The organism is Microbacterium murale (genome assembly GCF_030815955.1).
Lineage (GTDB): Bacteria > Actinomycetota > Actinomycetes > Actinomycetales > Microbacteriaceae > Microbacterium > Microbacterium murale_A.
The window spans coordinates 2,128,878-2,154,551 of sequence record NZ_JAUSXK010000001.1 but is presented as its reverse complement, the minus strand read 5'-3'; the positions used below and the strand labels follow the sequence as shown (position 1 = coordinate 2,154,551).

At 66.6% G+C, this 25,674-nt stretch carries 23 protein-coding genes and 1 pseudogene; 10 read left to right on the top strand and 14 right to left on the bottom strand.

The window, feature by feature from the left end:
• Positions 1-12: 12 nt before the first annotated feature.
• From QFZ46_RS10610 to QFZ46_RS10590, 5 genes and pseudogenes are all read right to left on the bottom strand, one after another.
• Positions 13-1,006, bottom strand: a pseudogene (locus QFZ46_RS10610) (LacI family DNA-binding transcriptional regulator).
• Positions 1,007-1,095: 89 nt separating this feature from the next.
• Positions 1,096-2,526, bottom strand: a complete 1,431-nt coding sequence (locus QFZ46_RS10605) for a GH1 family beta-glucosidase (RefSeq protein WP_307361166.1) — start codon at positions 2,524-2,526, stop codon at positions 1,096-1,098.
• A gap of 5 nt (positions 2,527-2,531) precedes the next feature.
• Entirely contained in the window at positions 2,532-3,419 is an 888-nt protein-coding gene (locus QFZ46_RS10600) for a carbohydrate ABC transporter permease (RefSeq protein ID WP_307361164.1), read from the bottom strand.
• Complete coding sequence (locus QFZ46_RS10595; RefSeq protein WP_307361161.1) at positions 3,416-4,480, bottom strand: carbohydrate ABC transporter permease; 1,065 nt, start codon at positions 4,478-4,480, stop codon at positions 3,416-3,418. Before QFZ46_RS10595 ends, QFZ46_RS10600 begins: the two co-directional genes overlap by 4 nt.
• A 97-nt stretch (positions 4,481-4,577) precedes the next feature.
• On the bottom strand, positions 4,578-5,891 hold the full coding sequence (locus QFZ46_RS10590; RefSeq protein WP_307361158.1) for an ABC transporter substrate-binding protein: 1,314 nt from the start codon (positions 5,889-5,891) through the stop codon (positions 4,578-4,580).
• 172 nt (positions 5,892-6,063) lie between these two features.
• Here QFZ46_RS10590 and QFZ46_RS10585 point away from each other — a divergent pair, with 172 nt between their 5' ends.
• Positions 6,064-6,597 carry an adenine phosphoribosyltransferase gene (locus QFZ46_RS10585; protein WP_307361155.1) on the top strand — a complete coding sequence of 178 codons (534 nt, stop codon included), beginning with the start codon at positions 6,064-6,066 and terminating at the stop codon, positions 6,595-6,597.
• 10 nt (positions 6,598-6,607) lie between these two features.
• Here the strand turns inward: QFZ46_RS10585 and QFZ46_RS10580 are convergent, their stop codons facing one another.
• Entirely contained in the window at positions 6,608-7,273 is a 666-nt protein-coding gene (locus QFZ46_RS10580) for a MerR family transcriptional regulator (RefSeq protein ID WP_307361152.1), read from the bottom strand.
• Positions 7,274-7,580: 307 nt separating this feature from the next.
• On the opposite strand from QFZ46_RS10580, the gene purS reads away from it, so the two are divergent.
• A complete protein-coding gene (purS, locus tag QFZ46_RS10575; protein WP_307361150.1) occupies positions 7,581-7,829 on the top strand; it encodes a phosphoribosylformylglycinamidine synthase subunit PurS in 249 nt (82 codons plus the stop codon).
• A complete protein-coding gene (gene purQ / locus QFZ46_RS10570; protein WP_307361149.1) occupies positions 7,826-8,533 on the top strand; it encodes a phosphoribosylformylglycinamidine synthase subunit PurQ in 708 nt (235 codons plus the stop codon). Before purS ends, purQ begins: the two co-directional genes overlap by 4 nt.
• Positions 8,534-8,573: 40 nt before the next feature.
• Here the strand turns inward: purQ and QFZ46_RS10565 are convergent, their stop codons facing one another.
• Positions 8,574-9,455, bottom strand: a complete 882-nt coding sequence (locus tag QFZ46_RS10565) for a hypothetical protein (RefSeq protein ID WP_307361147.1) — start codon at positions 9,453-9,455, stop codon at positions 8,574-8,576.
• 140 nt (positions 9,456-9,595) lie between these two features.
• On the bottom strand, positions 9,596-10,024 hold the full coding sequence (locus QFZ46_RS10560; protein WP_307361145.1) for a DUF1761 domain-containing protein: 429 nt from the start codon (positions 10,022-10,024) through the stop codon (positions 9,596-9,598).
• Positions 10,025-10,111: 87 nt separating this feature from the next.
• On the opposite strand from QFZ46_RS10560, the gene QFZ46_RS10555 reads away from it, so the two are divergent.
• The 6 genes from QFZ46_RS10555 (at position 10,112) to nhaA (ending at position 17,491) form a co-directional block, all read left to right on the top strand.
• Positions 10,112-11,041 (top strand): 2-hydroxyacid dehydrogenase, encoded by a 930-nt coding sequence (locus tag QFZ46_RS10555; RefSeq protein WP_307361143.1) that lies wholly within the window; start codon positions 10,112-10,114, stop codon positions 11,039-11,041.
• A gap of 171 nt (positions 11,042-11,212) precedes the next feature.
• Positions 11,213-12,874 (top strand): glycoside hydrolase family 13 protein, encoded by a 1,662-nt coding sequence (locus QFZ46_RS10550; protein WP_307361142.1) that lies wholly within the window; start codon positions 11,213-11,215, stop codon positions 12,872-12,874.
• A gap of 9 nt (positions 12,875-12,883) precedes the next feature.
• On the top strand, positions 12,884-13,888 hold the full coding sequence (locus QFZ46_RS10545; protein ID WP_307361140.1) for a LacI family DNA-binding transcriptional regulator: 1,005 nt from the start codon (positions 12,884-12,886) through the stop codon (positions 13,886-13,888).
• Positions 13,889-13,990: 102 nt separating this feature from the next.
• Positions 13,991-15,358: a TrkH family potassium uptake protein gene (locus QFZ46_RS10540; protein ID WP_307361138.1), complete on the top strand. Its 1,368-nt coding sequence runs from the start codon at positions 13,991-13,993 to the stop codon at positions 15,356-15,358.
• 37 nt (positions 15,359-15,395) lie between these two features.
• Positions 15,396-16,091, top strand: a complete 696-nt coding sequence (locus QFZ46_RS10535; RefSeq protein WP_307361136.1) for a potassium channel family protein — start codon at positions 15,396-15,398, stop codon at positions 16,089-16,091.
• Positions 16,092-16,171: 80 nt separating this feature from the next.
• Positions 16,172-17,491, top strand: a complete 1,320-nt coding sequence (gene nhaA / locus QFZ46_RS10530; protein WP_307361133.1) for a Na+/H+ antiporter NhaA — start codon at positions 16,172-16,174, stop codon at positions 17,489-17,491.
• 19 nt (positions 17,492-17,510) lie between these two features.
• On the opposite strand, the gene QFZ46_RS10525 is transcribed toward nhaA, so the two are convergent.
• The 3 genes from QFZ46_RS10525 to fdxA are packed head-to-tail and all read right to left on the bottom strand — an operon-like array spanning position 17,511 to position 20,291.
• Complete coding sequence (locus QFZ46_RS10525) at positions 17,511-18,140, bottom strand: superoxide dismutase (protein ID WP_307361130.1); 630 nt, start codon at positions 18,138-18,140, stop codon at positions 17,511-17,513.
• A gap of 1 nt (position 18,141) precedes the next feature.
• Complete coding sequence (locus tag QFZ46_RS10520) at positions 18,142-19,968, bottom strand: flavin reductase (protein ID WP_307361127.1); 1,827 nt, start codon at positions 19,966-19,968, stop codon at positions 18,142-18,144.
• On the bottom strand, positions 19,965-20,291 hold the full coding sequence (fdxA, locus tag QFZ46_RS10515; protein WP_307361125.1) for a ferredoxin: 327 nt from the start codon (positions 20,289-20,291) through the stop codon (positions 19,965-19,967). The genes QFZ46_RS10520 and fdxA overlap by 4 nt, the downstream gene beginning before the upstream one ends.
• A gap of 76 nt (positions 20,292-20,367) precedes the next feature.
• Between fdxA and soxR the strand changes: the two genes are divergently transcribed.
• Entirely contained in the window at positions 20,368-20,856 is a 489-nt protein-coding gene (gene soxR, locus QFZ46_RS10510) for a redox-sensitive transcriptional activator SoxR (protein WP_307361122.1), read from the top strand.
• Between the two features lie 3 nt (positions 20,857-20,859).
• On the opposite strand, the gene QFZ46_RS10505 is transcribed toward soxR, so the two are convergent.
• The 3 genes from QFZ46_RS10505 to QFZ46_RS10495 all read right to left on the bottom strand — a co-directional run bounded on the left by QFZ46_RS10505 (position 20,860) and on the right by QFZ46_RS10495 (position 25,673).
• Positions 20,860-22,356 (bottom strand): SulP family inorganic anion transporter, encoded by a 1,497-nt coding sequence (locus QFZ46_RS10505; RefSeq protein WP_373457643.1) that lies wholly within the window; start codon positions 22,354-22,356, stop codon positions 20,860-20,862.
• Positions 22,357-22,461: 105 nt separating this feature from the next.
• Positions 22,462-24,747 (bottom strand): exo-beta-d-1,3/1,6-glucosidase, encoded by a 2,286-nt coding sequence (locus QFZ46_RS10500; protein WP_307361119.1) that lies wholly within the window; start codon positions 24,745-24,747, stop codon positions 22,462-22,464.
• A complete protein-coding gene (locus QFZ46_RS10495) occupies positions 24,747-25,673 on the bottom strand; it encodes an ABC transporter permease (RefSeq protein ID WP_307364568.1) in 927 nt (308 codons plus the stop codon). The genes QFZ46_RS10500 and QFZ46_RS10495 overlap by 1 nt, the downstream gene beginning before the upstream one ends.
• Position 25,674: the final 1 nt, after the last annotated feature.

The window sequence follows — 25,674 nt, the reverse complement described above, 5'->3', positions numbered from 1 at the left end:
CGCAACCGCCTGCTAGGCCGAAGCGCGAACGACCAGCTCCGTAGGCAGGATCGTCATCTTCTCCGGCTCGCCGCCGGCGAGACGGGACAGCAGCACAGCCGTCATGGTCTCGCCCTGCAGATACATCGGCTGACGCATAGTCGTCAGCGGGGGGTCGGTCGACAGCGCCACCGAAGAGTCGTCGAATCCCATCAGCGCCACGTCCTCCGGCACCCGCAGCCCTATCGAACGCATGGCCGTCAGCGCGCCACGTGCCATGAGGTCGCTGGCGACGAAGATCGCGTCGGGAGTGCCTGATGCAAGAATCCGACGCACGGCCTCCGCTCCACTCGCTTCGCTGTAGTCGCCCTCCTCCTCTGCGAGAGGCGTGAGCCCTGCATCCGCGAGCGCATCACGGAAGCCCTGCGCCCGGTCGACGGACGCGAGCATCGTGAGCGGTCCGGAGATGGTCGCGATGCGCGTCCGGCCGGTGTCGACGAGATGCTGAGTGGCGGCGCGCCCTGCAGCGACGTTGTCGACGTCGACGATGTAATCACTCACCCCGCGGCCGCAGCGGACGTCCGCCCCACACCACCGGCACGGCATCCGCGATCCGATCGATGAACGCGTCACTCGTGTGGTGCGAGACGATCAGTGCGCCGTCGACCCCGCCGTTGCGTACGAAACTCGTCATCTTGTCGCCGGGGTCGTCACTGGCGATCAGCAGATTGAGCAGGTAGTCCGAGCCTCTGAGCGCACCGGTGATGCCGGCGACGATCGAGGCGAAGAAGGGGTCGCCGAAGAAGCGCGTGGTGTCTTCGGGGACGATCAGCGCGATCGCGTGCGTCTGCCTCGAGGCAAGCGACCGGGCGGCCCGGTTCGGCACATAACTGAGCTCGGCGATCGCGGCCTGCACTGCGGCGAGAGCCTCGGGACTCACCGCGGTCGACCCGTTGACCACCCGCGACACGGTCGAGCGTGACACTCCGGCGGTCGCCGCCACCTCTTCTATCGTCGCCCTCGTCATCGACTTCCTCCTTCGTTCGAATCGCGCGAAGGGTTGCGTTCAGAAGTCGAATGCAGCGCTTTGCGCGACTTGAAGGCCGTCGGCACCGGTCAGAGGGCCCGCGCGGCAATGATGCGAGCGTACTCCCGACCGCTGTCCTTGATGCTCCGCTCCTGGGTGTCGTAGTCGACGCGGACGATGCCGAAGCGCTTGTCGTAGCCCCAAGCCCACTCGAAGTTGTCGAACATCGACCAGTAGAAGTAGCCGCGCACATCGACACCGGCATCCGCAGCATCCAGCGCGGCGCCGAGGTGCGCGCGAAGATAGTCTGCGCGCCGCTCATCGTGAACCCGCGTCTCGCCGTCCTCCACGACCACGACGTCGTCGTACGCGGCGCCGTTCTCGGTCACGTGCAGCACCGTGCCTGCCGGCTCGGCGTACTCGAACCAGACCCTCTTTAGCAGGCGCGTCAGCCCTTCCGGCTGCACCTCCCAGTTCTGGGCCGTGCGCGGAAGGCCGCGCTCGACGGAATGGATGCCGTCGCTCGACGGATACGGACTTCGAGTCGCCCGTTCAGTCGCGGGTCCGCCCGCGACCGGCGGCTCGGCCGGCGCCTCGCCTGCGAGGAAGTCACCGTGGTAATAGTTGACGCCCTGGGTGTCGATCTTCTGCGCGATCATCGCGAGATCACCATCGTGGATCACCGCCTCGAATCGTGCGACAGCTTCTGCATCGACCGCGCGGATGTCCTCGACGATGTCAGCCGGGTACGTCCCCCGATAGATCGGGTCGAGGAACCAGCGGTTGAACTGTCCATCGACCCGTCGGACGGCATCGAGGTCCGCCGGGTTCTGCGGATCGGCCGGGTCGGCGACGGTATGGTTCAGCGTGATGCCGAGGTTCAGCGCAGCGTCACGGCCGCGCAGTTCCTGGATCGTGCGGCCGTGAGCGAGGAGCTGATGGTGCGAAGCGAGCAGCCCTTCAGCGATGCTCGTGTGCCCCGGTGCGTGTTCGCCCCCGGTGTAGGAGAGGAACGATGAGCACCACGGCTCGTTCAGCGTGGTCCACACGTTCACCCGGTCGCCGAGCGCGTCGTGCATGGTGCCGGCGTACTCGAGGAACCGGTCGACCGTGTCGCGGTTCGTCCAGCCGCCGCGCTCCTGAAGCGCCTGCGGCATGTCCCAGTGGTACAGCGTGAGCCACGGCAGGATGTCTGCGCCCAGCAGCTCGTCCACGAGTCGGCTGTAGAAGTCGACACCCTTCTGATTCACCGCGCCGCCCTCGGGGCGCACCCGCGACCATGAGGTCGAGAAGCGGTACGTCTGCAGACCGAGTTCGGTCATGAGGGCGACGTCCTCCGGGTAGCGGTGGTAGTGATCGCATGCCACATCCCCGCTCTCGCCGCCGACGACCGCGCCGGGCACACGGGCGAACGCATCCCAGATCGAGTCGGTGCGGCCGTCCTCGTGCGCTGCCCCCTCGATCTGGTACGCCGCGGTGGCCGCTCCGAACAGGAACTTCTCGGGGAAGGGGCGGGTCATAGAGGTCATCCTTTCACCGCGCCGGCCATGATTCCACTGACGAGCTGCTTGCCTGCGACCGCGAAGAGGACGAGCAGGGGCAGCGTCGCGAGCACAGCGCCGGTCAGCACGATCGAGTAGTCGACGTAGTACCCGGACTGCAGCTGGCTCAGCGCCGTCTGCAGGGTCGGGTTCTGCGGGGAGAGCACGATCAACGGCCACAGGTAGTCGGTCCATGCGGTCATGAAGGTGAAGAGACCGAGGATCGCCATGGCGGGTCTTGCAGCGGGGATGCCGACCGTGAGGAACGTGCGGAACTGGTTCGCGCCGTCCATCCGCGCCGCCTCGATGAGCTCGTCCGGGATCACGTCGACGAGGTACTGGCGCATGAAGAACACGCCGAACGCCGTGACGAGCGTCGGGATGATCACCGCACCGATGGATCCGGTCCAGCCGAGCTCGCGCATCACCATGAACAACGGGATGATACCGAGCTGCGTCGGAATCGCCATCGTCGCGATGACGAAGACCATGAGGCCCTCGCGGCCCTTGAAGCGCAGTTTCGCGAAGGCGTAGCCGGCGAGGGTCGAGAAGGTCACGACCGACAGTGTGATGATCGTCGACACGAGGAACGAGTTTCCGAGCGCCAGCCAGAACGGGATGGCGTCGAAGACCTTCGCGGCGTTCGCGAAGAAGTTCCCACCCGGGATCATCGGCAGCGTCTCAGCGCGGGTCGAGTTCGTGCCACTCGCGACCACGACCGACCACCACAGCGGGTAGATGCTGCCGATGATGAAGGCGGCGAGCAGCCCGTACGTGAGGAAGCCTGGACGGCTGCCGACGCCGGCATTACCGCCGGCACTGCGACGGCGTCGGATCTTCTCGGGCACGCTGAGTGCCTGCGTGGCGGTCATCGCGCCTCCTCCTGAGTGTTGTCGGCGGACGCGGTGCTCTTGCGGGTTCGACGCCTGACGGCACGGCCGCTCCTGGGTGCGGATCCGGTGGCGATCCGCCGGGAGAGCAGGAAGTTGATCACGCCGATCCCGACGATGAGCAGGAACAGGAGGATGGCGACTGCGGATGCTTCGCCGAGGTTCCTGCGGAAGAACGCGAGTTCCCACAGGAAGAGCACAGTGGTCTGGAACTGCCGGTCGCTGCCACCGATGCCTCCGGCCGTCGACACATCGAACAGTCGCGGCTCGGCGAAGATCTGCAGACCGCCGATCGTCGCGGTGATGATCACGAAGATCAGCGTCGGGCGGATCGTGGGAATCGTGATCGAGAAGAACCGTCTTGCAGGCCCCGCCCCGTCGATCGCGGCCGATTCGTACAGGTCACGTGGCACCGCCTGCATCGCGGCGAGAAGGATGAGTGCGTTGTAGCCGGTCCAGCGGAAGTTCACCATGACTGCGACCGCGACGTGAGAGAGGAACGTGTTGTGCTTCCACTCCTGATCGACGATGCCGATCAGGTTCAGCAGGTTGTTGGCGAGGCCGTCGGCCTCATTGAAGATGCTGGAGAAGATGATGGCGACCGCGACCGGGGTGACCACGAACGGGATGAGCACGCTCATCCGCCAGATGGTCGGGGCGCGGAGTCCCCGATCGAGCAGGTAGGCGACCAGCAGGGCGACCGACAGCTGCGGGATCGCGGAGAGCAGGAAGATGCTCAGCGTGTTGAAGATCGAGTTCCAGAACATCGAGTCGCCGAGGATCTCGATGAAGTTGCCGAAGCCGACGAAGTCGCCTTCGCCCTTGAGCAGGTCCCACTCGTGCACGGCGACGTACACCGTGTACACCAGCGGGAACAGCCCGACGAGACCGAACAACAGGAAGAAGGGCGCGACGTAGGCGTACGGCGAGGCATTCTGGTCGAATCGCGAGAGACGGTGGCGCCAGGAAGGCCTCGGCGGGGCATCCGTCTGCTGTGCGGATGCCGTGTCCCGGCGCTCCTTCGGCGGAGCGGTGAGAGTCATTGTGTGTTTCCTTGTCGCGTCTCGTACGAGTAACAGGGAGCGTGCCTCGACAGGCTCAGCAACCGGAGGCCGGCCGCTGAGCCTGTCGGGATGCACGTCAGCCGACGAGCTCGTCCAGGAGCTTGATCGCCTGATCCCAGGCGCCCTTGGTGTCTGTCTCGCCCCGGTCGAGGCTGCTCAGTGCCGGGCCGAAGACGTTCTCCTGGATGACCGAGTCATCGGCACCCTTGAACTGGGCGACGACGCCCTTCGCCCGCTCGGCGAGGATGGCGCCGGTGGGAGCGTCGTTGAAGAACTCGTTCGGTGCCGCGGCGGCAGCGAGCTCTTCCTGCGCCTCGACGGTCGACGGGAAGTTGCCAGCGGCCTCGGACTGCTTGACCTGCTGCTCGGGTTGCGTCAGCCAGTCGGCGAGAGCCGCTGCCGCCTCCTTGTGCTCAGAGCTCTCCGGGACGGAGAGGAATGCGCCGCCCCAGTTGGCTGCACCTCCGGGGAAGACATCGGCGAAGTCCCAGCCCGTCGAAGCGTCGCCGCCGCCTGCTTCGACCTGACCCTGAATGGTTCCCAGCATCCAGCCGGGGCAGACGAACGTCGCGAAGGTGCCGTCGACGAACGACTTGCCGCCGTTCCAGTCCCACGCCGCCTGCGCGGCGGACTGGCCGCCCTCGGTCGCTGCTCCGAGCATCTCGAAGCGTTCCTTGAGCTCGGCGTTGCCCTCGACGTTCAGCTCACCGTCCACGGTGTAATAGCCCTCGTCGAGCTGGTTGACCATCGAGTTCCAGACGAAGCCGGAGTGGTCGTACCAGGCCTTGCCGGTCTTCGCCGTGTAGTCGGCGCCGACGGTGAAGTAGTTCTCCCAGTCGCCGTTGAGCAGCTCCGCGACGGACTCGCGGTCGCTGGGCAGCCCGGCGGCCTCGAAGGCCGCACCGTTGTAGCAGATGCCACTCGGGCCGATATCGGTGCCGTAGCCGATCACGCGACCCTCGGCGTCGGTTCCCTGGGCGTACTTCCAGTCGACCCAGTCGTCCTTGCGGTCCTCGATGCCGTAGTCGCGCAGATCGACGAAGGTGTCGGAGACCTCCATGATCGCGCCGAGCCAGCCTTCTTCGACGGCGACGATGTCGCTGAGGCCGGAGCCGGCGGCGATCTTGGTGAAGGCATCGGTGCGTGCGTTGCCACCGGTGTCGATGTTCGTCGCCTCGATCGTGATGTTCGGGTTCTCCTCCTCGTACTGCTCGTAGAGGTCTTCGTAACCGAAGGTTCCGAACGTGGTGACAGTCAGCGTGATGTCGCCATCGGCGCTGCCGCCGGAGGTGTCGCCGTCTGCGCCGGCTGAACAGCCGGCCAGGGCGAGAGCGGAGACGGATGCGACGGCTGCTGTCGTCAGGATCCGTCGGCGGGCGCGTGTGTTCACAGGTCACTCCTTTGTGGTCGTGCAGTGGTTGTGGTGCAGGTAGGCGTTCGCGTGCGTCGCTGGGCGTGCGCCCCCCTGGGAGCGCTCCCACGAACGTGAGTGCCACTGTATGGGAGCGCTCCCATGAATGTCAAGCGAGCCCATGCGGGTGGCACTGAAGTAGCCTTGGGCAGTGCCGTCCGCCGAACTCTCCCCCGCTCTCACCCGCGCCGCATCGCTGATCCGCAGCATCCCGGACTACCCCGAACCCGGCATCCTGTTCCGCGACATCACGCCACTGCTGGCGGATGCAGAGGCGCTACGCGTCACGACCGAGGCGATCATCGAGCCTTTCGCCGGGCAGTTCGACGTCATCGCCGGAATCGAGGCGCGCGGATTCCTGATCGCGAGCGCCGCAGCGATATCGGCCGGCGTCGGGCTCATCCCGATCCGCAAGGCGGGCAAGCTGCCTCGACCCGCAGCATCCGTCGACTACGCCCTCGAGTACGGCACCGCGACGATCGAGATGCACGATGACCTGCCTGCCGGCTCACGCGTCCTCTTGATCGATGACGTGCTCGCAACCGGTGGAACTCTCGCCGCCGGACGCCAGCTGATCGAGCAGCTGGGTTCGCACGTCGCCGGCATCTCGGTGCTGTTCGAGATCGACGGCCTCGGCGGACGCGACCTCATCGGTGACCTGCACACGGTCTTCCACTCGGCCTGACAGCGGCGCGCTACTTTCCGGGAGGCTTCGCGAGGTCGGCCGGCGCGACGCCGCGATCTATCGCAGAGCGGATGGATACTGCCGCGTGCGCAAGACTGCTCACCGCGACGAGCTGTCGAGCGCGCGCGTGGACGGCGAGCAGCATCCTCGTGGCCACCTCGTCGCGCGATCCATCCGGCTGGAGGGCGGCGATGTTCCGCCCCGCGAGCGGCTCGAGCGCATCGGCGTACTCCATGAGCTCTTCGACGTCGTAGTCCAGACCGACCGTGGCGGCCTGCGCCAGCGCGTGCGCGAGGCCCTGCTCGGCCGCGCCAGGGTAACCGCGCCAGTCGCGGCGCCGCATCAGCTCGTGCGTACGTTCGCGGAAGACCTCGTAGTCAGGGTCGGAGGCGACGCCCTCGGAGATTCCGAGCGCGAACGCCTGACAGGCGTTCATCACTTCGAGAGTGGCCGCGTCGGAATCGATCACATCCGTGAGTGATCTGATCGCGGCTGTCGATGCGCGATAGGAATCGCGCATCACGACGATCAGCCGCGCGCGATCGACGTGGCGCCTCTCATAGACGGCTGTGGTGCGATTGCGCAGCCGCCCAGCAGGCATGATCCCCACCCGTATCCAGTGCTTGAGTGTCGTCGTGCTGACTCCGCTCTGAAGCGCGAGCTCGTTGAGCTTCATGCGTCCCTCCCTCGAGGTCGATCATTGGAGAGTGGCATGCCTCGCAACTCTCCACGATGCGGCTTCTGTGCGATGACTCTAACCTGCTTGTGGAGGGCTTTCTCGCCGCTGGGGTTCGCGGACGGGATCGTCGACGAGGGGGGCTCCTCGACGGGCCCGGACGGATTTACCGGGGGGTGCGTCATCCGTCCGGGCATTCCCGTCCCGCATCCGAAGCCGCGCCCGACGAGCTTCCCGAGCATCCGGGCGTCACTACCCGGACGCTAGACTGGAACTGCCCGCCTTCCCGCGACTTCTGGAGCCTTCAATGCCCACCATCGTCGTCGACGTCATGCCCAAGTCCGAACTGCTCGACCCGCAGGGGAAGGCCGTGTCCGGCGCTTTCGCACGGTTGGGCGTAGAGGGCTTCAGCGATGTGCGCATCGGCAAGCGCTTCGAGCTCACGGTCGACGGCGAGGTCACGGATGCCGTGCTCGCCGAGGTCAAGAAGCTCGCAGACGACGTGCTCTCCAACGCGGTCATCGAGGACGTCGTCGGCATCGAGGTCGTCCAGTGACGGTCCGCATCGGCGTCATCACCTGGCCGGGTTCGCTCGACGACCGCGACGCCCAGCGAGCGGTCCGCCTCGCCGGCGGCGAGCCCGTCGCCCTCTGGCATGGCTCGCACGATCTCGCCGGCGTGGACGCACTCGTACTGCCGGGTGGGTTCAGCTACGGCGACTACCTGCGCGCCGGCGCGATCGCAGCGCTGTCGCCGATCATGACCGAGGTGAAAGATGCCGCGGCCAAGGGCATGCCGATACTCGGCATCTGCAACGGTTTCCAGATGCTCGTCGAGGCGCACCTGCTGCCGGGCGGCCTGATCCGCAACGATCACCAGCACTTCGTGCGTCGCGACCAGAAACTGAAGGTGGAGAACGCCGGCACGGCCTGGACCGGCGGATTCACCGCGGGCCAGGAGATCACCATCCCGCTGAAGAACGCCGACGGCGGATACATCGCCTCGGAGGAGACGCTGGATCGTATCGAAGGCGAAGGCCTGGTCGCGTTCCGCTACGCGGGCGTGAACCCGAACGGCTCACTGCGCGACATCGCCGGCCTCACGAATACTGCAGGCAACGTCGTCGGCCTCATGCCGCACCCTGAGCACGCGACCGAGGCCGGCTTCGGCCCGAACACCTCCGACGCCATGCGCTCCGGCACCGACGGCCTCGCGTTCTTCACGAGCGCGATCGCCGCCGTCAGCCGCGTTGCCGCCTAGTCGCCGGATCAGGTCGCCCAGGTGGTATCCGCCCGCGTGATCAGACGCCGAGCTCGGCTCTGATGCGAGTGAGGTGGGCGGCGAACGCCTCGTCGTGGATGAGGCCCTCCTCCGTGAGCACCGCGTATGGACGCTCGAGGATGCCGTCGCCGGGGCGTACGTCCAGATGGGCCGTGTCGAACCCCTCCGCGTGGAGCTGATCGGCCATCAGATAGTCGCTGCGTGAATCACCCACGCTGAGCCACTTGCGAGGCATCGGACCGCGCGCCCGGAAGTGCTCCAGCGCGCGCTGGGCGGCGTGATCCTTGTCGAGCCGGATCGACTCGACGTCGGTGGAGATCACCGTCGGATCGATACGGAAAGGTACAGCACCGTCCGCGTCGGGAACGACCTGTTCTTCGTAGCGCAGCCCGACGCCCTGCGCAATCAGGATCCGAAACGCCTCGTCCTGGAAGTCGCGCTGGGCACGGCGGTACTCCTCGGATCCGACATCCGTGCGCTGCTCCACCGAGATCATCGCGCGCTTGGTCTCGTCGAAGAACATCGTGTCGGCGAAGCGCCGTTCGACCAGGTCGCGGATCGCGTAGACAGCATCCGCGCCGAAGGCCACCGTCTGATCGATCGTCGGCTCCCCCATGCCATCCGCGTCGATCGTCGACCAGGCGCCGCCCTTCTCGAAGACGCCGAACATGCGCGCCTCGGGTCGAAGCAGCGCTTCGCGCAGCCCCGCATCCTGAAGCGCCGGAATCACCACGTCGGCGATGAACTCGTGCGAGCGCCCGGTGATGAAAGCGATCGGAACGCCTTCGGCGACGAGATCCACGAGGTCACGGGCGATGGATCCGATCGCGATGGTGCGGGTGACGGGACTGGCAACCGGGCCATCGACGTCGAGGAGCAGACCGAGGTCAGGAAGATTCACCTTCTCAGCCTAGGCATTCGATCGGTGCTCTCCCGCCACACTTCGGGGGCTCGGAACACAGATGTCGGACTGAACCGACGGATGTGTCCGAGTCCGACATCCGTGCGTTCGGCCCCCAGAGTGTCGCTGCGAGGCGCGTCTCAGATCCCGGCCGGAGGCCACACGCCGATGAGCACGGCCATGATCACGAGCGTGACCAGCTCGTGCGCGATGTTCATGGTGGTGAGCGCAGTCGGGCGCCCCTCGAAGGCGTCGTGAGTGATGAACCGTGCCGCGGTGAATCCCGCCCACAGCAGTATCGACGTCACCACTGCGGATACGAAGAACGAGCCCTCGTAGAAGTGCCAGGCGATGGCGGATGCTCCGGCGAGCACCCATGCGGTCACGAAACTCACGATCAATGTGGTGACGATCGGCCAGACGGCGCTCTTCGCGGAGCCGCTCATGTCGACATTCGCGAGCTTCGCCCAGCGAGTGCCGAACACCTTCGGGGTGTACCAGATCGATCCGACGATCATGCTCGAGATCATGGCCAGCAGCACCGCCCAGTAGTTGATCTCCGGAATCATGGCTCCTCCTCCGCGCTCGAGCGACCGAGCGTCGCTGTTGCCGCTGACGCTACTCTCCGAACCGTCCTTGATCGATAGGCTCGACGTGTGAGTCTCTTCGTCACCGTTCCCACTGCCCGCCTGGCCGAGAGCATCGGCCCGCTCCCCGAGGGCGTCGAGCTCGAGGTCTGGGATCTCGCATCCCCCGCACCGCGAGAGAAGATCGACCTCGTGGTACCGCCGTACATGGGCGGATCGTCGGCGTTGGAGGCATTGGAGGGGCTCGATGTCGGACTGGTGCAGAGCCAATCGATCGGTTACGAAGGCATCGGGGAGAAGTTGCCCGCCGGCATCCCGTTCGCAAATGCGGCCAGCGTGCATGAGACCTCGACCGCGGAGATCGCCCTCGCACTGACACTGGCCGCGCAGCGGCAGTTCCCCCGATTCGTGCTCGCCCAGCAGAACGGCGAATGGGCACCGGCCTTCGCCGAGAGCCTCGCAGATCGACGCGTGCTGCTGGTCGGCTTCGGCGGCGTCGGCGAGGCGATCGCCCTGCGCCTTGAGCCGTTCGAGGTCGAGCTGACCGTCGTCGCCCGCACCGCCCGCCCGGTCTGGCACGAGCGGCTCGGACGCGTGCAGGTGCACGCCATAGACGAGCTCGCCGAGCTGCTCCCGAACGCCGAGGTCGTCGTGCTCGCGCTGCCCGGTGGTGACGAGACCCGCCACCTCTTCGACGACGAGATGCTCGCGTTCCTGCCCGACGGCGCGCTGCTCGTCAACGTCGGTCGCGGCACCCTCGTCGACACCGACGCGCTCGTACGCCAGAACGGACGCATCCGCGCCGCGCTCGACGTGATGGATCCGGAACCGCTCCCGGCGGAGCATCCGCTCTGGAAGACCGAGGGCGTGCTCATCTCGCCGCACGTCGGCGGAGCCTCGACTGCGATGAACCCGCGCATCGCGAAACTCATCCGCAAGCAGATCGAGCGGATGCTGCGCGGCGAGGCCCCGGTGAACGTCGTGCTCGACGGCTCCTGATCCGTGTACGGATGCAGGGCGATTTCACGGATGCAGGGCCGTCCGTCGGCGAGTCGCCCTGCATCTGTACGATCGCCCTGCATCTGTGCACAGCGCACGTTCCATCAGACCTCCGAACCGATTCGATCCCGGCCCTCGCGCAACTGTAAGCGCTTGCAGTAGGCTCGTCGCATGACAGAGCTTGAACAGTTCGCCGCCCCCGGAGCAGAGTGGTGGCGCAGCGCCGTCATCTACCAGATCTACCCGCGCTCGTTCGCGGATGCGTCCGGCGACGGCATCGGAGACCTTCCTGGCATCACGAGCCGCCTCGATTCGCTGAAGGAACTGGGCGTCGACGCGATCTGGTTGAGCCCGTTCATGACGAGCCCCCAGAAGGATGCCGGCTACGACGTGGCCGACTACCGAGACGTCGACCCGATCTTCGGCACCCTCGCCGACTTCGATGAGATGATCGCGCAGGCCCACGCCCGCGGTATCCGCCTCATCGTCGATCTCGTCCCCAATCACTCCTCCGATCAGCACGTCTGGTTCCAGGAGGCGCTCAAGGCCGGACCGGGCAGCCGCGAGCGGGCCCGTTACGTTTTCCGCGACGGCAAGGGCGAGAACGGCGAGATCCCCCCGAACAACTGGGAGAGCGTCTTCGGCGGCGGCATGTGGGAGCGCGTCACCGAGGCCGATGGCTCCCCCGGCCAGTGGTACCTGCACATCTTCGACCCGACACAGCCCGACTTCGACTGGACGAACGAGGAAGTGAAGGAGGAGTTCCGTTCCGTGCTGCGCTTCTGGCTCGACCGTGGCGTCGACGGCTTCCGCGTGGACGTCGCCCACGGCATGGTCAAGGAGGCCGGCCTTCCCGACTACGCCCCTGTCGCAGATGCCGACTCCATGGGCGGCGGCGAGGACAGCGTGCCGTACTGGGGTCAGGACGGCGTGCACGACATATACCGCGACTGGCATGAGGTGCTAGCGGAGTACGACGGCGACCGCGCCCTGTGCGGCGAGGCCTGGCTGCCGACGCTCAAGCAGACAGCGCTCTGGGTGCGTCCTGACGAGATGCACCAGACGTTCAACTTCCCGTACATGATGACCTCCTGGGACGCGAAAGCCCTCGGCGATGTCATCCGCGAATCGCTCACGGAGTTCGGCGGCGTAGGCGCCCCGAGCACATGGGTGCTCTCGAACCATGACGTCGTCCGACACGCTTCACGCCTCGCGCTGACGGCCGACAACCCGCAGGGCGAGGGCATCGGCCCGAAGTCGCCCGGCAAGCCCGATGCGGTCGTCGGTCTCGCCCGCGCACGCGCCGCGACGACCGTGATGCTCGCGCTTCCCGGCTCGTCGTACCTCTACCAGGGTGAGGAGCTCGGCCTCCCGGAAGCCATGGAGATTCCCGACGAGTTCCGCCAGGACCCGACATGGTTCCGCACGAACGGCAAGCGGTACGGCCGCGACGGGTGTCGCGTGCCGATCCCGTGGGAGGCGGATGCACCGGCCTTCGGCTTCAACACCACCGGTGACGCATGGCTGCCGCAGCCGGCGGAGTGGGCGACGTTCGCGCGCGATGCGGAAGAGGCGGATGCCACATCCACCCTCAACCTGTACAAGCAGCTGCTCCAGCTGCGGCGCGAGCGCTCGCTGGGCACGGGTTCGCTGGTGTGGGAAGACCTGGGTGCATCGGCAGTCGCGTTCCGCCGCGGCGACCTGCACGTGGCTGTCAACATCGGCACCGAGCCGCTGGATCTCGGCGACGGCGTCACATTCGTCGTGCAGAGCCAGCCCTTCGACGGCGCCGCTCTGCCGGTCGATCATGCCGCCTGGTACACCAAGGCCTGAACGTATTCCATGGTGAGCATCGATGAGGTCGCGCGACTGGCCGGCGTCTCCACGGCGACGGTCTCGCGCGCTCTCAGCGGTCGGGGGCACGTGTCTGCGGCGTCCCGCGACCGCGTGCTCGTCGCGGCGCAGACGCTCGGCTACGTCGTCTCGTCGCGCGCCTCGTCACTCGCCTCGGGTCGCACGCGCAACATCGGCGTGGTCGTACCGTTCCTTGACCGCTGGTTCTTCAGCACGGTGCTCTCGGGAGTCTCGAGCGCCCTGATGCGCCAGGGCTACGACATCACGCTGTACAACATCACGGCCGACAAGGACGTTCGACGCAACGTCTTCGACACGGCGTTGAGGCGCCAGCGGGTGGATGCCGTGATCGCCGTGTCGATCGAACTCGATGAGGCCGAGACGACCCAGCTCCTCGAACTCGGACTCCCCATCATCGCGATCGGCGGACCGAATCCGCAGCTCGACACCCTGACGGTGGACGACGGCGCAGTCGCGCAGCTTGCGACCGAGCACCTGCTCAGCCTCGGCCACACCGCCATCGCGCACATCGGAGCGAACCCGGAATTCGACATCGACTTCCACATCCCCACCCAGCGTCGGCTCGGCTTCGAGAAGGCCCTGGCGGATGCCGGTATCACACCGAAGCCCGCGTTCATCGAGCCTGCGGATTTCACCGTCGAGGGCGGTTATCGCGCCGCCAAGCAGCTGCTCGGCAGGCCGGGGCGTCGGCCGACAGCCGTGTTCGCGGCATCCGATGAGATGGCGATCGGCGCGGTGCTCGCCGCGCGCGATCTCGGTTTCCGCGTGCCGGAGGACCTCTCGATCATCGGCATCGATGGCCACGAGCTGGGCGAGTTCTTCCAGCTCACCACCGTCGACCAGTTCCCGTTGGGCCAGGGCGAGCGCGCGGCCGCCGCTGTGCTGGCGAAACTCGAGGATGCCGTGCCTGCCGCTCCTCCGGGAGCGCTGCCGTTTGAGCTCCTCGTCCGCGGGACGACCGCGCGGGTCTGACGCCGGGTGCGCGCCCGGACCGTCGACGTGATCGGTCGTGAGGCGTATGGATCCCGTTAGGATTCCGTCATAGACGTCGGCGCTCGCGTAGCGTTCCCTCTTGTGGTTCGAACCGACTCCTTCGCGCGCTCGCGTCGCCCGAAGCAGCGGAACCTCGCCCCCGCACGGGCGATAGCCACCGGATTCGGTGCCGCGATCGTGATCGGCACCCTCCTGCTGATGCTGCCGATCTCTTCAGCGAGTGGCAGATGGACCGGTCTGGTCGACGCGCTGTTCACCTCGACATCCGCCGTATGCGTCACGGGACTCATCGTCGTCGACACGGCGGTCTACTGGAGTCCGTTCGGCAAGGTCGTGATCCTGCTGCTCATCCAGCTCGGCGGGCTCGGGATCATGCTGTTCGCCTCGCTCATCGGCCTCGCGCTGGCTCGCAAGTTGTCCGTGCGCTCGCGCGTCATCGCCGGCACGGAGACCAAGACGACCGGCGGCGGAGACATGAAGCGCGTCGCGACCGGCATCCTGGTGACGACCCTGGTGATCGAGGCCGCCGTCGCCGTGCTCCTGTTCGCCCGTTTCACGATGGGCTACGGCTACGAGCCCGTTCGCGCCGCATGGCACGCGGTGTTCCACGCGGTCTCGTCATTCAACAATGCCGGTTTCGCGCTGTACACCGACAGCTTGATGGGATTCGTCTCCGATCCGTGGATCTGCCTTCCGATCTGCGCCGCGATCATCCTCGGTGGTCTCGGGTTCCCGGTGCTTCGTCAGCTGCGCAAGGAGTTCCGTCGGCCGCTGCACTGGACGATGAACACTCGCATCGTCCTGTGGGCGACGATCGGACTGCTCGTTCTCGGCACGGTCTACGTCGTGGCGATCGAGTGGCACAACCCTGAGACCCTTGGCGCTCTCGACCCCGGCTCCCGGATCCTGGCGGGCTTCTTCCACGCTGTCCAGTCCCGCACTGCGGGCTTCAACTCCGTCGACACGTCTCAGCTGCACGACGAGACGTGGCTCGGCACCGACGTCCTGATGTTCATCGGCGGAGGACCAGCCGGAACCGCAGGCGGGATAAAGGTCACGACCTTCGCCGTGCTGTTCTTCATCATGTACACCGAGCTTCGCGGCGGCACCGCCGTGAACGTGTTCGGCAAGCGCCTGTCGCGCGCAGTCCACCGCGAGGCGATCACGGTGGTGCTGGTCGCCCTTGGCGCTGTGATGTCAGCGGTGATCGCCATTCTCGCCATCACGGATCTCGACCTCGATCGAGTGCTGTTCGAGGTGGTGTCCGCGTTCGGAACGGTGGGGATGTCGACCGGAATCACGGCGGACCTTCCGGTAGCTGCTCAGCTCATACTGATACTGCTCATGTTCCTCGGGCGACTGGGCCCGCTGACGCTCGGGTCGGCGCTCGCTCTGCGGGAGCGGGCGACGGCGTACGAGCTCCCTAAAGAACGCCCGGCGATCGGATGATCTCTCTCCGACGCACGTCTGATCGAAAGGACCGCACATGACCAGATTCCTCTCATTCGGGCAGGACGCCCGACGGATCGCCGAAGCCGACTCCGTAGCCGTCATCGGCCTCGGCCGATTCGGTACGTCCCTCGCCATCGAGCTGATGGACTCCGGCACCGAGGTCCTCGGCATCGATGAGGACGAGGACATGGTGCAGTCGCTCAACGGTGTCCTGACCCAGGTGGTCCGCGCCGACTCGACGCGGCTGGAGGTGCTGGAGCAGCTCGCGATCGGCGAGTTCGACCGCGTCGTTCTCGCGATCGGCAGCGACATCACCGCATCCATCCTCACGGCGTCCCTGCTGCTCAAACTCGATGTTCCCGTCATCTGGGCGAAGGCGGTCGATGAGCGGCACGGTGCCGTGCTCGAGCAGCTCGGTGTGCACAAGGTGATCTACCCGGAGAAGGATATGGGACGCCGGGTCGCGCACCTCGTCCGCGGCGCGGCCGCCGACTATCTGGAGATCGACAAGGGGTACGCGGTGGTCAAGACCGTCGTGCCGCAGTTCCTCCATGACATCACCCTCACCGAAGGTGCAGTTCGTCATGCGCACGGCGTGACGATCGCGGCCTATCGCGACGCGAAGGGCTCATGGCGCAATGCCCAGGCCGACACCGTCCTGCATGACGGTGACATCGTGCTCGTGGTCGGCCCGACGGTCGAGGTGGAGCGCTTCGCCCAGCTGCGCTGACGCAGGCCTGTCGACTAGAATGGGCAATGGAGTGTCGGGAAGCCTGGTCGACGGCCCCGTCATCGACCAGAAAGGCGCTCATGTCGCCCTCCCCGTCCCGCTTCTCCCGCGTTCGCAGCATCTTTCCCTCGGCATCCCGAGCGGAGTCGATCCGCGTCACCGAGATCCTGCGCAAGGAGACGGTCGGCGGCATCCTGCTGGTGATCTTCGCAGCCATCGCGCTGATCTGGGCCAATTCGCCCTGGGCTGATTCGTACTTCGCGATCCGCGACTTCGAGGTCGGCTACGAACCGTGGCACCTCAAGCTGTCGTTGGGCGCGTGGGCCGCGGACGGCCTGCTCGCGATCTTCTTCTTCCTGGTCGGCCTCGAGCTCAAACGCGAGTTCGTCGCGGGTGACCTCCGAAAGCCGAGCACGGCCATCGTCCCCGTCGTCGCAGCGATCGGTGGCGTCGCCGTCCCCGCACTCCTGTACGTGGCCGTGGTGGGCACGACCACGAGCGAGGCCCGCGGCTGGGCGATTCCGACGGCGACCGACATCGCATTCGCCGTCGCAGTGCTCGCGATCATCGGATCACATCTGCCCAGCGCGCTGCGCATCTTCCTGCTGACATTGGCCGTCGTCGACGACCTCATCGCGATCGGGATCATCGCGATCTTCTACACCGAGTCCATCGAGCTCGTGCCGCTGCTGCTCGCGCTGGTGGCCATCGCCCTCTACGGTGCGATCGCGCAGCGCTTCCGGCAGTTCTTCCATGTTCGCCCTGGAGCTGCGTGGCTGATCCTGCTGCCCATCGGATTCACCGCCTGGGCTCTGATGCACGCATCGGGGATCCACGCCACGATCGCCGGCGTGCTGCTCGGGTTCACGATCCCGGTGCTGCACAGGAAGGCGCATCGGTCTCACGATGCCGGCCCAGGGCTTGCCGAGATCTTCGAGCACCGATTCCGTCCGTTGTCCGCAGGGTTCGCCGTTCCGGTGTTCGCGTTCTTCTCCGCCGGCGTCGCGATCGGTGGTGCCGAGGGATTCGTGTCGGCGTTGACCGATCCTGTGCTGATAGGGATCGTCCTGGGCCTCGTGGTCGGCAAGCCTCTCGGCATCACGGCTGCGACCTGGCTCATCACCCGGATCCGCCGCATCAACCTTGATCCGTCCCTGCGCTGGATCGACATCGCCGGGGTCGGCGTCCTCGCCGGCATCGGATTCACCGTCTCGCTCCTCGTGGCCGAGCTGAGCTTCGCGGCCGGCAGCCCGCACTACGACCACAGCAAGGTGGCGATCCTGACGGCGTCCGTCGTGGCGGCCGTACTCGCGGCGGTCGTGCTCGGGCTGCGAAATCGGCGCTACCGCAAGGCCGAAGAGCGCGAGGTCGGCGAGCACGACAGCGCAGGCGAACACTGACCGCCACGACGTCACTGAGTCATGGCACCGAGATCAGCCCCTGCGTCGCTGCCCGAGCCTTCTCGAACCGCTGCTGCACGTCGGCCCAGTTCACGATCTCCCAGAACGCCTTGACGTAATCGGCGCGGACATTCCGGTAGTCGAGGTAGTACGCGTGCTCCCATACGTCCAGCTGCAGCAACGGCGTGACGCCGAGCGGAGCGTTGCCCTGCTGATCGAAGAGCTGGAAGATCACCGGTCGCGCACCGAGGCTGTCCCACGCGAGAACGGACCATCCCGATCCCTGAACGCCGAGCGCCGTGGCCGTGAAGTGAGCACGGAAGGCGTCGATCGAGCCGAAGGAGTCTTCCAACGAGGCGGCGAGTTCGCCCTCCGGAGCCCCGCCCCCGTTGGGCGACATGTTCTGCCAGAACACCGAGTGATTGATGTGGCCGCCCAGGTTGAAGGCGAGGTCCTTCTCGAGCTTGTTCACGTTCGCGAGGTCACCAGCCTCGCGTGCGGCGGCCAGCTGCTCGAGTGCGGTGTTCGCGCCAGTGACATAGGCCTGATGGTGCTTGGAGTGATGCAGCTCCATGATCGTTGCGGAGATGTGCGGCTCGAGCGCCGCATAGTCGTAGGGCAGTTCGGGGAGGGTATAGGGAGTGGGCATGTCAGTTCCTTTCAGAGAGGGTCGGCAGGGAGTGGAAGCGTCGGTCGAGGTAGACGAGGGGTCGGCCGGATGGGCCGGCGACGACGTCGAGCACCTCGGCGATCACCACGGTCGATGACCCGACCGGAATGGTGTGCAGCGCCCGGCAGCGCAGCGCGGCTCTTGCGCTGGGCAGGTGCGGTTCGCCGGAGCCGAGCGTGATCCACCCCTGCTCGGAGGTGAACCGATCGGCGCCGCTGGTCGCGAAGGCCTGAGCGAGGTCGGCGTGGTCGTCGTCGATGAGGTGCACGACGAAGGTGTCTGCATCGAGAAGCGCGCCCGCGCTGCCCGTCGCCCTCGTGACCGAGAACATGATCGCCGCGGGGTCCACCGCGACCGAGGCGACGCTGGAAGCCGTGAGACCCACGGGGCCTGTCGGCGTCGCGGCGGTGATGACCGCGATGCCGGCCGGATGCGTACGAAATGCGGCCTTCAATCTGTCACCCACTGCTGAAGGCGTCGGTGTCGCGGTCGCAGTCATCTCGCCGCGGTCGACCAGCTTCGTGCGCTCGCGGCCGCGCTGTGCGCCGGCACTGCGCTCGGCCGCGTCGATCCTCAGCCAGCCCGTCCAGTCGACGGCGTGAGTGAGATGCACGAGCGGGTCGCGCTCGTCGCCGATCCGACCGGAGGCTGCGAGGTCGTCGACCAGGTGCTGCACGGTCTGCGCCGCATCCGACTTGGTCGAACCGATGAGTCCGATCGGTCCGCGTTTGATCCATCCTGTGGCGTACAGGCGCGGGATCGGCACGCCCTCCGCGTCAACGACGCGACCTTCTCGGTGCGGTACGACGCCGGAATCCTCATCGAAGGGCGCGCCGGGCACGGGCGATGACCGGTAGCCGATCGCCCGATAGACAGCGCCGACGTCGTGTCGAACGAGGTCGCCGGCACCCACCATGCGGCCAAGCGGGTCGGATGCCGTGCGCTCCATCTCGATGCCGGTGACATCCTGCGCACCCACGATCCGTACCGGCCGCTGGCGAAAGTGCAGGTGGATGCGGCGCGACGCGGTCAGTGAGGACGACGGACGTTCGGCCCAGGCGCGCAGCGTCCGCAGGATGATGCGACGCTGCGAGAACTGCTCCAGCATCCGCTCGCCGTGCGCATCCAGTTCCAGTTCGGCCGGGTCGACGATGACGTCGACGTCGCGCTGCTCGCCGAGCTCACGCAGCTCGAGCGCCGAGAATCGGACGTCTGCCGGCCCACGGCGGACGAAGAGATGGATGTCACGGAGCGGGTTCGCCGCCAGTGCCTCGAGCACATCGTCCGGGGTGTCGGTGCGATCGAGGTCCTTCCCATGTTTGGCGAGGATGCGGGTGACGTCCAGCGCCACGTTGCCGGCACCGAGCACAGCGACGGTCTCGGCCGCGAGCGGCCAGGTGCGCGGCACGTCTGGATGCGCGTCGTACCAGGCGACGAAGTCCGCGGCGCCGAAGGATCCTGGCAGATCAGCACCAGGCAGCTCGAGTGCCACGTCACGGTCGGCGCCCGTGGCGAGGATCACGCCGTCATAGGCAGCGCGCAGCTCATCGAGCGTGATGTCGACGCCGACCTCGACGTTCGCGCGCAGCCGGATCGATGGGTGCTGCAGCACATCGTGCAGCGCATCGATGATCTTGCGGATGCGTGGATGATCGGGGGCGACTCCGTATCGCACCAGGCCGTAGGGGGCGGGGAGCTTCTCCAGCAGGTCGATGCGGGCATCTGGAACGCGGGAGAGGAGGATGTCTGCCGCATAGATTCCGGCTGGACCGGCGCCGACGATGGCCACGCGAGGTGCGGTTGTCATTCGGTTCCTCCCTGTGGAGGCAGGGCGTCGACCAGCGGATGATCGTGCGCGATCACCCCGAGCTTCGCGGCGCCGCCTGGGGAGCCGATGTCGTCGAAGAACTCGACATTCGCCTTGTAGTAGTCGGCCCATTCCTCGGGCAGATCGTCCTCGTAGTAGATCGCCTCGACAGGGCACACCGGCTCGCACGCACCGCAATCCACGCATTCGTCCGGATGGATGTAGAGCGAACGCTCCCCCTCGTAGATGCAGTCGACAGGGCATTCGTCGATGCACGCTCGATCTTTGACATCGACGCAGGGCAGCGCGATCACATACGTCATAGGGGCATGTTCTTCCGGGTCATGCTCTCTACGCTAAAACCTCAAGTACACTTGAGGTCAAATCGAGGAGGGTCGCATGGTCGAATCGGGCGAGACGTCACCGTCGCACGCCCCGGATGAGCTGCTCAGCATCGGCGAGATGAGCAGGCGCACCGGCGTGGCTGTCTCCGCCCTGCACTTCTACGAGAAGCTCAACCTCATCGCATCGACGCGCACACCAGGCAATCAGCGTCGATACCCTCGCCACATGCTCAGGCGCGTCTCTCTGATCACGGTCTCCAAGAGACTCGGCATCCCGCTCGCCGACGTGCAGGAGGCGTTCGCCGACGTCCCCCTCACAGAGACGCCGAGCCACGAGGACTGGCAGCGTGCATCACGACGATGGAAGCGCGACCTGGAGCGACGACGCGAGGGGATCGAGCGTCTGGAACGAGAGCTGACGGGATGCATCGGCTGCGGCTGCCTGTCGATGAAGGCGTGCGGCCTGCTCAACCCCGACGACGCCCTCGGAAGCCAGGGCTCGGGCCCGCAGCGACTGCAGGATCTGGAAGACTCCGACGACTGACGCTCAGCCCTCGCCGCCGAGCCTCCCGGTCAGCCTGCCGTGGAACGATCCGCTGGCGTCGTTCAGCCCGAGCAGTTGCACGGTCTTGCCGTGCTGTGCGTATTTGGTCTCGATCGCGTCCAACGCGGCGACGGTCGACGCATCCCAGACGTGCGAGCGCGACATGTCGATCACGATTCGTTCAGGATCTGCCGCGTACTCGAACTGCGTCGTGAGGTCGTTGCTGCTGGCGAAGAACAGTTCGCCGTCGACGACGTAGTGCGCGGTGTCGTCCGACACGGTGCGGGTGACGGTGACGAAGTGCGCGACGCGCCTGACGAACAGGACGGATGCCACGATCACCCCTGCCACCACACCGATGGCGAGGTTGTGCGTGATGACGACTGCCAGCACGGTCACGAGCATGACGAAGGTCTCGCTCTTCGGCATCCGCTTCAGAGTCGACGGACGGATGCTGTGCCAGTCGAACGCTCCGATCGCGATCATGATCATCACTGCGACGAGCGCCGCCATCGGGATCGTGGCCACGAAGTCGCCGAACACGACGACCAGCAGGAAGAGGAAGACACCGGCGAAGAACGTCGAGATGCGGGTGCGCGCCCCGGACTTCACGTTGATCATCGTCTGGCCGATCACCGCGCAGCCGCCCATGCCGCCGAAGATGCCGGAGAGCATGTTCGCGACGCCCTGTGCCCAGGCCTCACGCGTCTTGCGGGAGTGCGTGTCGGTGATCTCGTCGACGAGCTTCGCGGTCATCAGCGATTCGAGCAGCCCGACCACAGCGACACCGAGCGCGAACGGCGCGATGATGGTGAAAGTCTCCCAGGTGAGCGGCACATTCGGGATGAACAGTTCGGGAAGGCTGCGCGGCAGCTCACCCTGATCCCCCACGGTCGGCACGTTGATCGCGAACACGATGACCACGGCGGTGACGATGACCACCGAGACCAGCGGCGCCGGAATGATCTTGGTGATCTTCGGCATGAAGATCATGACGAGGATGCCGAGGACGACAAGGGGATACACCAGCCACGGCACGTTCAGCAGATGCGGCACCTGCGAGCTGAAGACGAAGATGGCGAGCGCGTTGACGAAGCCGGTCATGACGCTGCGGGGGATGAAGCGCATGAGCTTCGCGACGCCGAGCACCGCGAGCAGCACCTGGAAGACACCGGCGAGCAGCACGGTCGCGATGAAGTAGTCGATGCCGTACGTCGGTGCGACAGGGGCGATGACGAGCGCGACAGCTCCGGTGGCCGCGGTGATCATCGCCGGTCGCCCGCCGAGGAACGAGATCGCCACCGCCATGATGAACGACGAGAACAGCCCGACCTTGGGATCGACTCCGGCGATGACCGAGAAGGCGATGGCCTCGGGGATCAGTGCGAGCCCCACCACGAGTCCGGCGAGCACCTCGCGCGTCAGCATCCGCGGCGACTTCAGCGCCGTGAGCACGGAGGGGTTCGCGCGGTAGCGCTCGCGGTCGGTCACAGTTGTCACGAGACTCAACCCTATTCCTGTCGCCGAGACCCCACCTTCGCGCCGAGACCCCTGTCTATTCACGCAGCTACCTAGGGGTCTCGACGATAACCGGGGGTCTCGGCGTCAGGTAATCGTGAACCCCGCGGTCAGCAGCACCTCGTCCCGTGAACTCGGACCCACCAGCAGTTCGAACTCCCCTGGCTCGACGACGCGGTCACCGGCGGAGTCGACGATCGTGCAGTCTTCGACCGGCAGCTCTATGCGCACGCGAGCGCTCTCTCCCGGCGCCAGCGACACCTGACGATAGGCCTTGAGCTCCTTGTCCGCCCAGCTGACGCTGGTCACCCGATCCCGCACGTACACCTGCATGGTCTCGATGGTCGGGCGCTCGCCCGTGTTCGTCACCGTCACGTCGGCGACGATGGTGTCGGATGCCGCGAGCGCCGCCTCCTCGAGAACGAGGTCCGAGTAGGAGACGGTCGTGTACGACAGCCCCTCGCCGAACGACCACGCGGGCGACTGCGTGAGGTCGGCGTAGCGATCGCCGTGCTGGCCGCGGATCTGGTTGTAGTACGTCGGCTGCTGACCGGCATGCCGCGCGAACGAGATCGGCAGACGTCCGGTCGGCTCGATCGCACCCGTCAGCAGTTCGGCGATCGCACGGCCGCCCTGCATGCCGGGATTCGCAACCCACAGCACGGCAGCGGCATTCGAGACAGATGCCGGCAGCACCAGCGGCTTCGATGACAGCAGTATGACGACCACGGGCGTGCCTGTGTCGACGAGGGCGTCGAGCAACGCGTTCTGGCCGCCGATCAGCTCGAGCGTCGCGGTCGAGCGACCCTCGCCGTACAGTCCCTGTGCGTCGCCGACGACAGCTACGACGACATCCGCCGCCTCCGCTGCAGCGACGGCTTCCGCGATCTGCACGGCATCCGGGGCGCACGGCTTCACTACTGGCGGACGCGGCTGACCATCTGGCCACGTCGCGCCGGCGGGATCGGGCGCGAGCGTGAGGATATCGGCTCCTCGCGCGTGCACGATCTCCCACGGGGCGATCTCGCGCAGTCCGTCGAGCACCGTCGTGATCATCTCGCGCGGCTGTCCGTCCAGCCAGCCGGCCTGCCCTGAGCCACCGGCCCAGTCGCCGAGCTGCTCCTGCGCGTCATCCGCAAGCGGCCCGACGACCGCGACGCGTGCGGTCGCGGCGGCACCTCCCGGCGCAACCGGCGAAAGAGTCCCACCGGGCGCAGCCGGCCGTAACGGCAGCGTGCCGTCGTTCTCCAGCAGCACGAGCGAGCGCCGCGTGATCTCGAGGTTCAGTTCAGCGTGCTCCGCGCTGCCGATGATCTGCTCGAGACCGTCGACCGGTGTGCGCGGGTTCTCGAACAGCCCGAGCTCGAACTTCAGTGTGAGGATCCGCTCGACCGCGGCATCGAACGCATCCGGTGCGAGCAGGCCGTGCGCGACGGCATCCAGAGCACCCTCGAAGAAGGTGGGCGTGTTCATGATCATGTCGTTGCCCGCGCTCACCGCGGCGGCCGCAGCGTGCGTGATGTCGGGCTGCACGTGCTGCTCCCAGACCATCCGGCCGACGTTGTCCCAGTCGGTGATGAGTGTGCCGGTGTACCCCCACTCGCCGCGCAGCACGTCGCTGAGCAGCCAGTCGTTGAGGGTGATCGGCACGCCGTCCATGCTCTGGTAGCCCAGCATGAACGAACGGCATCCCTCACGGGCGACGCGCTCGAACGGCGGCAGGAACCACGACCGCAGCTTCCGCCGCGAGATGTCGGCTTCGCTGGCGTCGCGGCCTCCCTGGGTCTCGGAGTATCCGGCGAAGTGCTTCGCCGTCGCGAGGATCGCCGTCGGATCCTCGAGCCCCTCGCCCTGATAGCCGCGGACCATGGCCGATGCGAGCTCGCCCAACAGGAACGGGTCTTCGCCGAACGTCTCGTTGACGCGCCCCCAGCGCAGGTCACGGGCGATGCAGAGTACGGGTGAGAACGTCCAGTGGATTCCGGTCGCCGCCACCTCGACGGCCGTCGCGCGGGCGACCTTCTCCAGCAGCGAGGCATCCCACGATGCCGCCATTCCCAGTTGTGTCGGGTAGATGGTCGCACCCGGCCAGAACGAGTGACCGTGGATGCAGTCCTCACCGACGAGCAGCGGGATCTGCAGTCGCGTGCGCAGCGTCAGCTCACGGGCAGCGACGATCCGCTCGGGCGAGGTGTGCAGGATCGACCCGACCGTCCGGCGCAGCACATGATCATCGAGATCGTCGCGAGCGTCGAGCTGCAGCATCTGCCCGACCTTCTCCTCGAGCGTCATGCGATCGAGGAGGTCGGCGACGCGCGCCGAGACGGCCAGGTCGGGATTCAGGTACGGGAGCGTCAGTGTCTCAGAGGTCATCACTTCTTGTTCTCTGCAGCCGGAACGGCCACGTCGGTGGTGCGCACGGCCGTGACCGCGTCGTTCACGTTCAGGCCCTTCTTCTTCATCGCGCGCGCCCGCTCGCCGGCGGAGCGCAGGCGCGGGTTGACGTACTCGTCGATGCCGAAGTTGATCAGCGACAGAGCCACGCCGATCGCGGCGATGCACAACCCCGGCGGCAGATACCACCACCACTGGTTCTGCCCGAACGCGCCCTGGGCGGATGCCCAGTTCAGGATCGTGCCCCAGTTGTAGGTGGTCACCGGGATCACGCCGATGTACGAGAGTGTCGTGAGGCCGAGGATGGCGGCGGTCACCGTGCCGACGAAGCTCGCAGCGATCAGCGCCATCAGGTTCGGCAGCATCTCCACCGTGATGATGCGGCGCAGCGGCTCGCCGTTCGCACGGGCGGCCTGCACGAAGTCGCGATTGCGCAGTGACATGGTCTGGGCCCGCAGCACGCGCGCACCCCAGGCCCATCCTGTGAGGCCCAGCACTGCGGCGATCAGCACCAGAGGTGGATCCTCGAACATCGAGGCCACGATGATGATCAGCGGAAGACCGGGGATCACCAGGAACACATTGGTCAACGCCGACAGCGCCTCGCTCTTCCAGCCGGAAAGGTATCCGGCGATCACGCCGACCGTGATGGCGATCACCGTCGCGATCAATGCCGCGAGAAATCCGACGACGATGACGCCGCGCGTGCCGTGGATGACCTGGCTCAGCACGTCTTCACCGATGTGCGTCGTGCCCAGCCAGTGCGCTGCGGACGGCGGCTGGAGCCGGGCGGAGTTGTCGATCTGCGTCGGAGAGAACGGTGCCAGCACGTCGGCGAAGATCGCGACCAGCACGAAGAACCCGAGGATCGCCAGGCCGGCGATCGACTTGCGGTTACGGAACATC

Coding starts and splice junctions, on each gene's coding strand:
- QFZ46_RS10605 (WP_307361166.1), bottom strand. CDS start 2,526: ATGACCCGCCCCTTCCCCGAGAAGTTCCTGTTCGGAGCGGCCACCGCG.
- QFZ46_RS10600 (WP_307361164.1), bottom strand. CDS start 3,419: ATGACCGCCACGCAGGCACTCAGCGTGCCCGAGAAGATCCGACGCCGT.
- QFZ46_RS10595 (WP_307361161.1), bottom strand. CDS start 4,480: ATGACTCTCACCGCTCCGCCGAAGGAGCGCCGGGACACGGCATCCGCA.
- QFZ46_RS10580 (WP_307361152.1), bottom strand. CDS start 7,273: ATGAAGCTCAACGAGCTCGCGCTTCAGAGCGGAGTCAGCACGACGACA.
- purS (WP_307361150.1), top strand. CDS start 7,581: ATGCCCACCATCGTCGTCGACGTCATGCCCAAGTCCGAACTGCTCGAC.
- QFZ46_RS10560 (WP_307361145.1), bottom strand. CDS start 10,024: ATGATTCCGGAGATCAACTACTGGGCGGTGCTGCTGGCCATGATCTCG.
- QFZ46_RS10550 (WP_307361142.1), top strand. CDS start 11,213: ATGACAGAGCTTGAACAGTTCGCCGCCCCCGGAGCAGAGTGGTGGCGC.
- QFZ46_RS10545 (WP_307361140.1), top strand. CDS start 12,884: ATGGTGAGCATCGATGAGGTCGCGCGACTGGCCGGCGTCTCCACGGCG.
- QFZ46_RS10535 (WP_307361136.1), top strand. CDS start 15,396: ATGACCAGATTCCTCTCATTCGGGCAGGACGCCCGACGGATCGCCGAA.
- nhaA (WP_307361133.1), top strand. CDS start 16,172: ATGTCGCCCTCCCCGTCCCGCTTCTCCCGCGTTCGCAGCATCTTTCCC.
- QFZ46_RS10525 (WP_307361130.1), bottom strand. CDS start 18,140: ATGCCCACTCCCTATACCCTCCCCGAACTGCCCTACGACTATGCGGCG.
- QFZ46_RS10520 (WP_307361127.1), bottom strand. CDS start 19,968: ATGACAACCGCACCTCGCGTGGCCATCGTCGGCGCCGGTCCAGCCGGA.
- fdxA (WP_307361125.1), bottom strand. CDS start 20,291: ATGACGTATGTGATCGCGCTGCCCTGCGTCGATGTCAAAGATCGAGCG.
- soxR (WP_307361122.1), top strand. CDS start 20,368: ATGGTCGAATCGGGCGAGACGTCACCGTCGCACGCCCCGGATGAGCTG.
- QFZ46_RS10500 (WP_307361119.1), bottom strand. CDS start 24,747: ATGACCTCTGAGACACTGACGCTCCCGTACCTGAATCCCGACCTGGCC.
- QFZ46_RS10495 (WP_307364568.1), bottom strand. CDS start 25,673: ATGTTCCGTAACCGCAAGTCGATCGCCGGCCTGGCGATCCTCGGGTTC.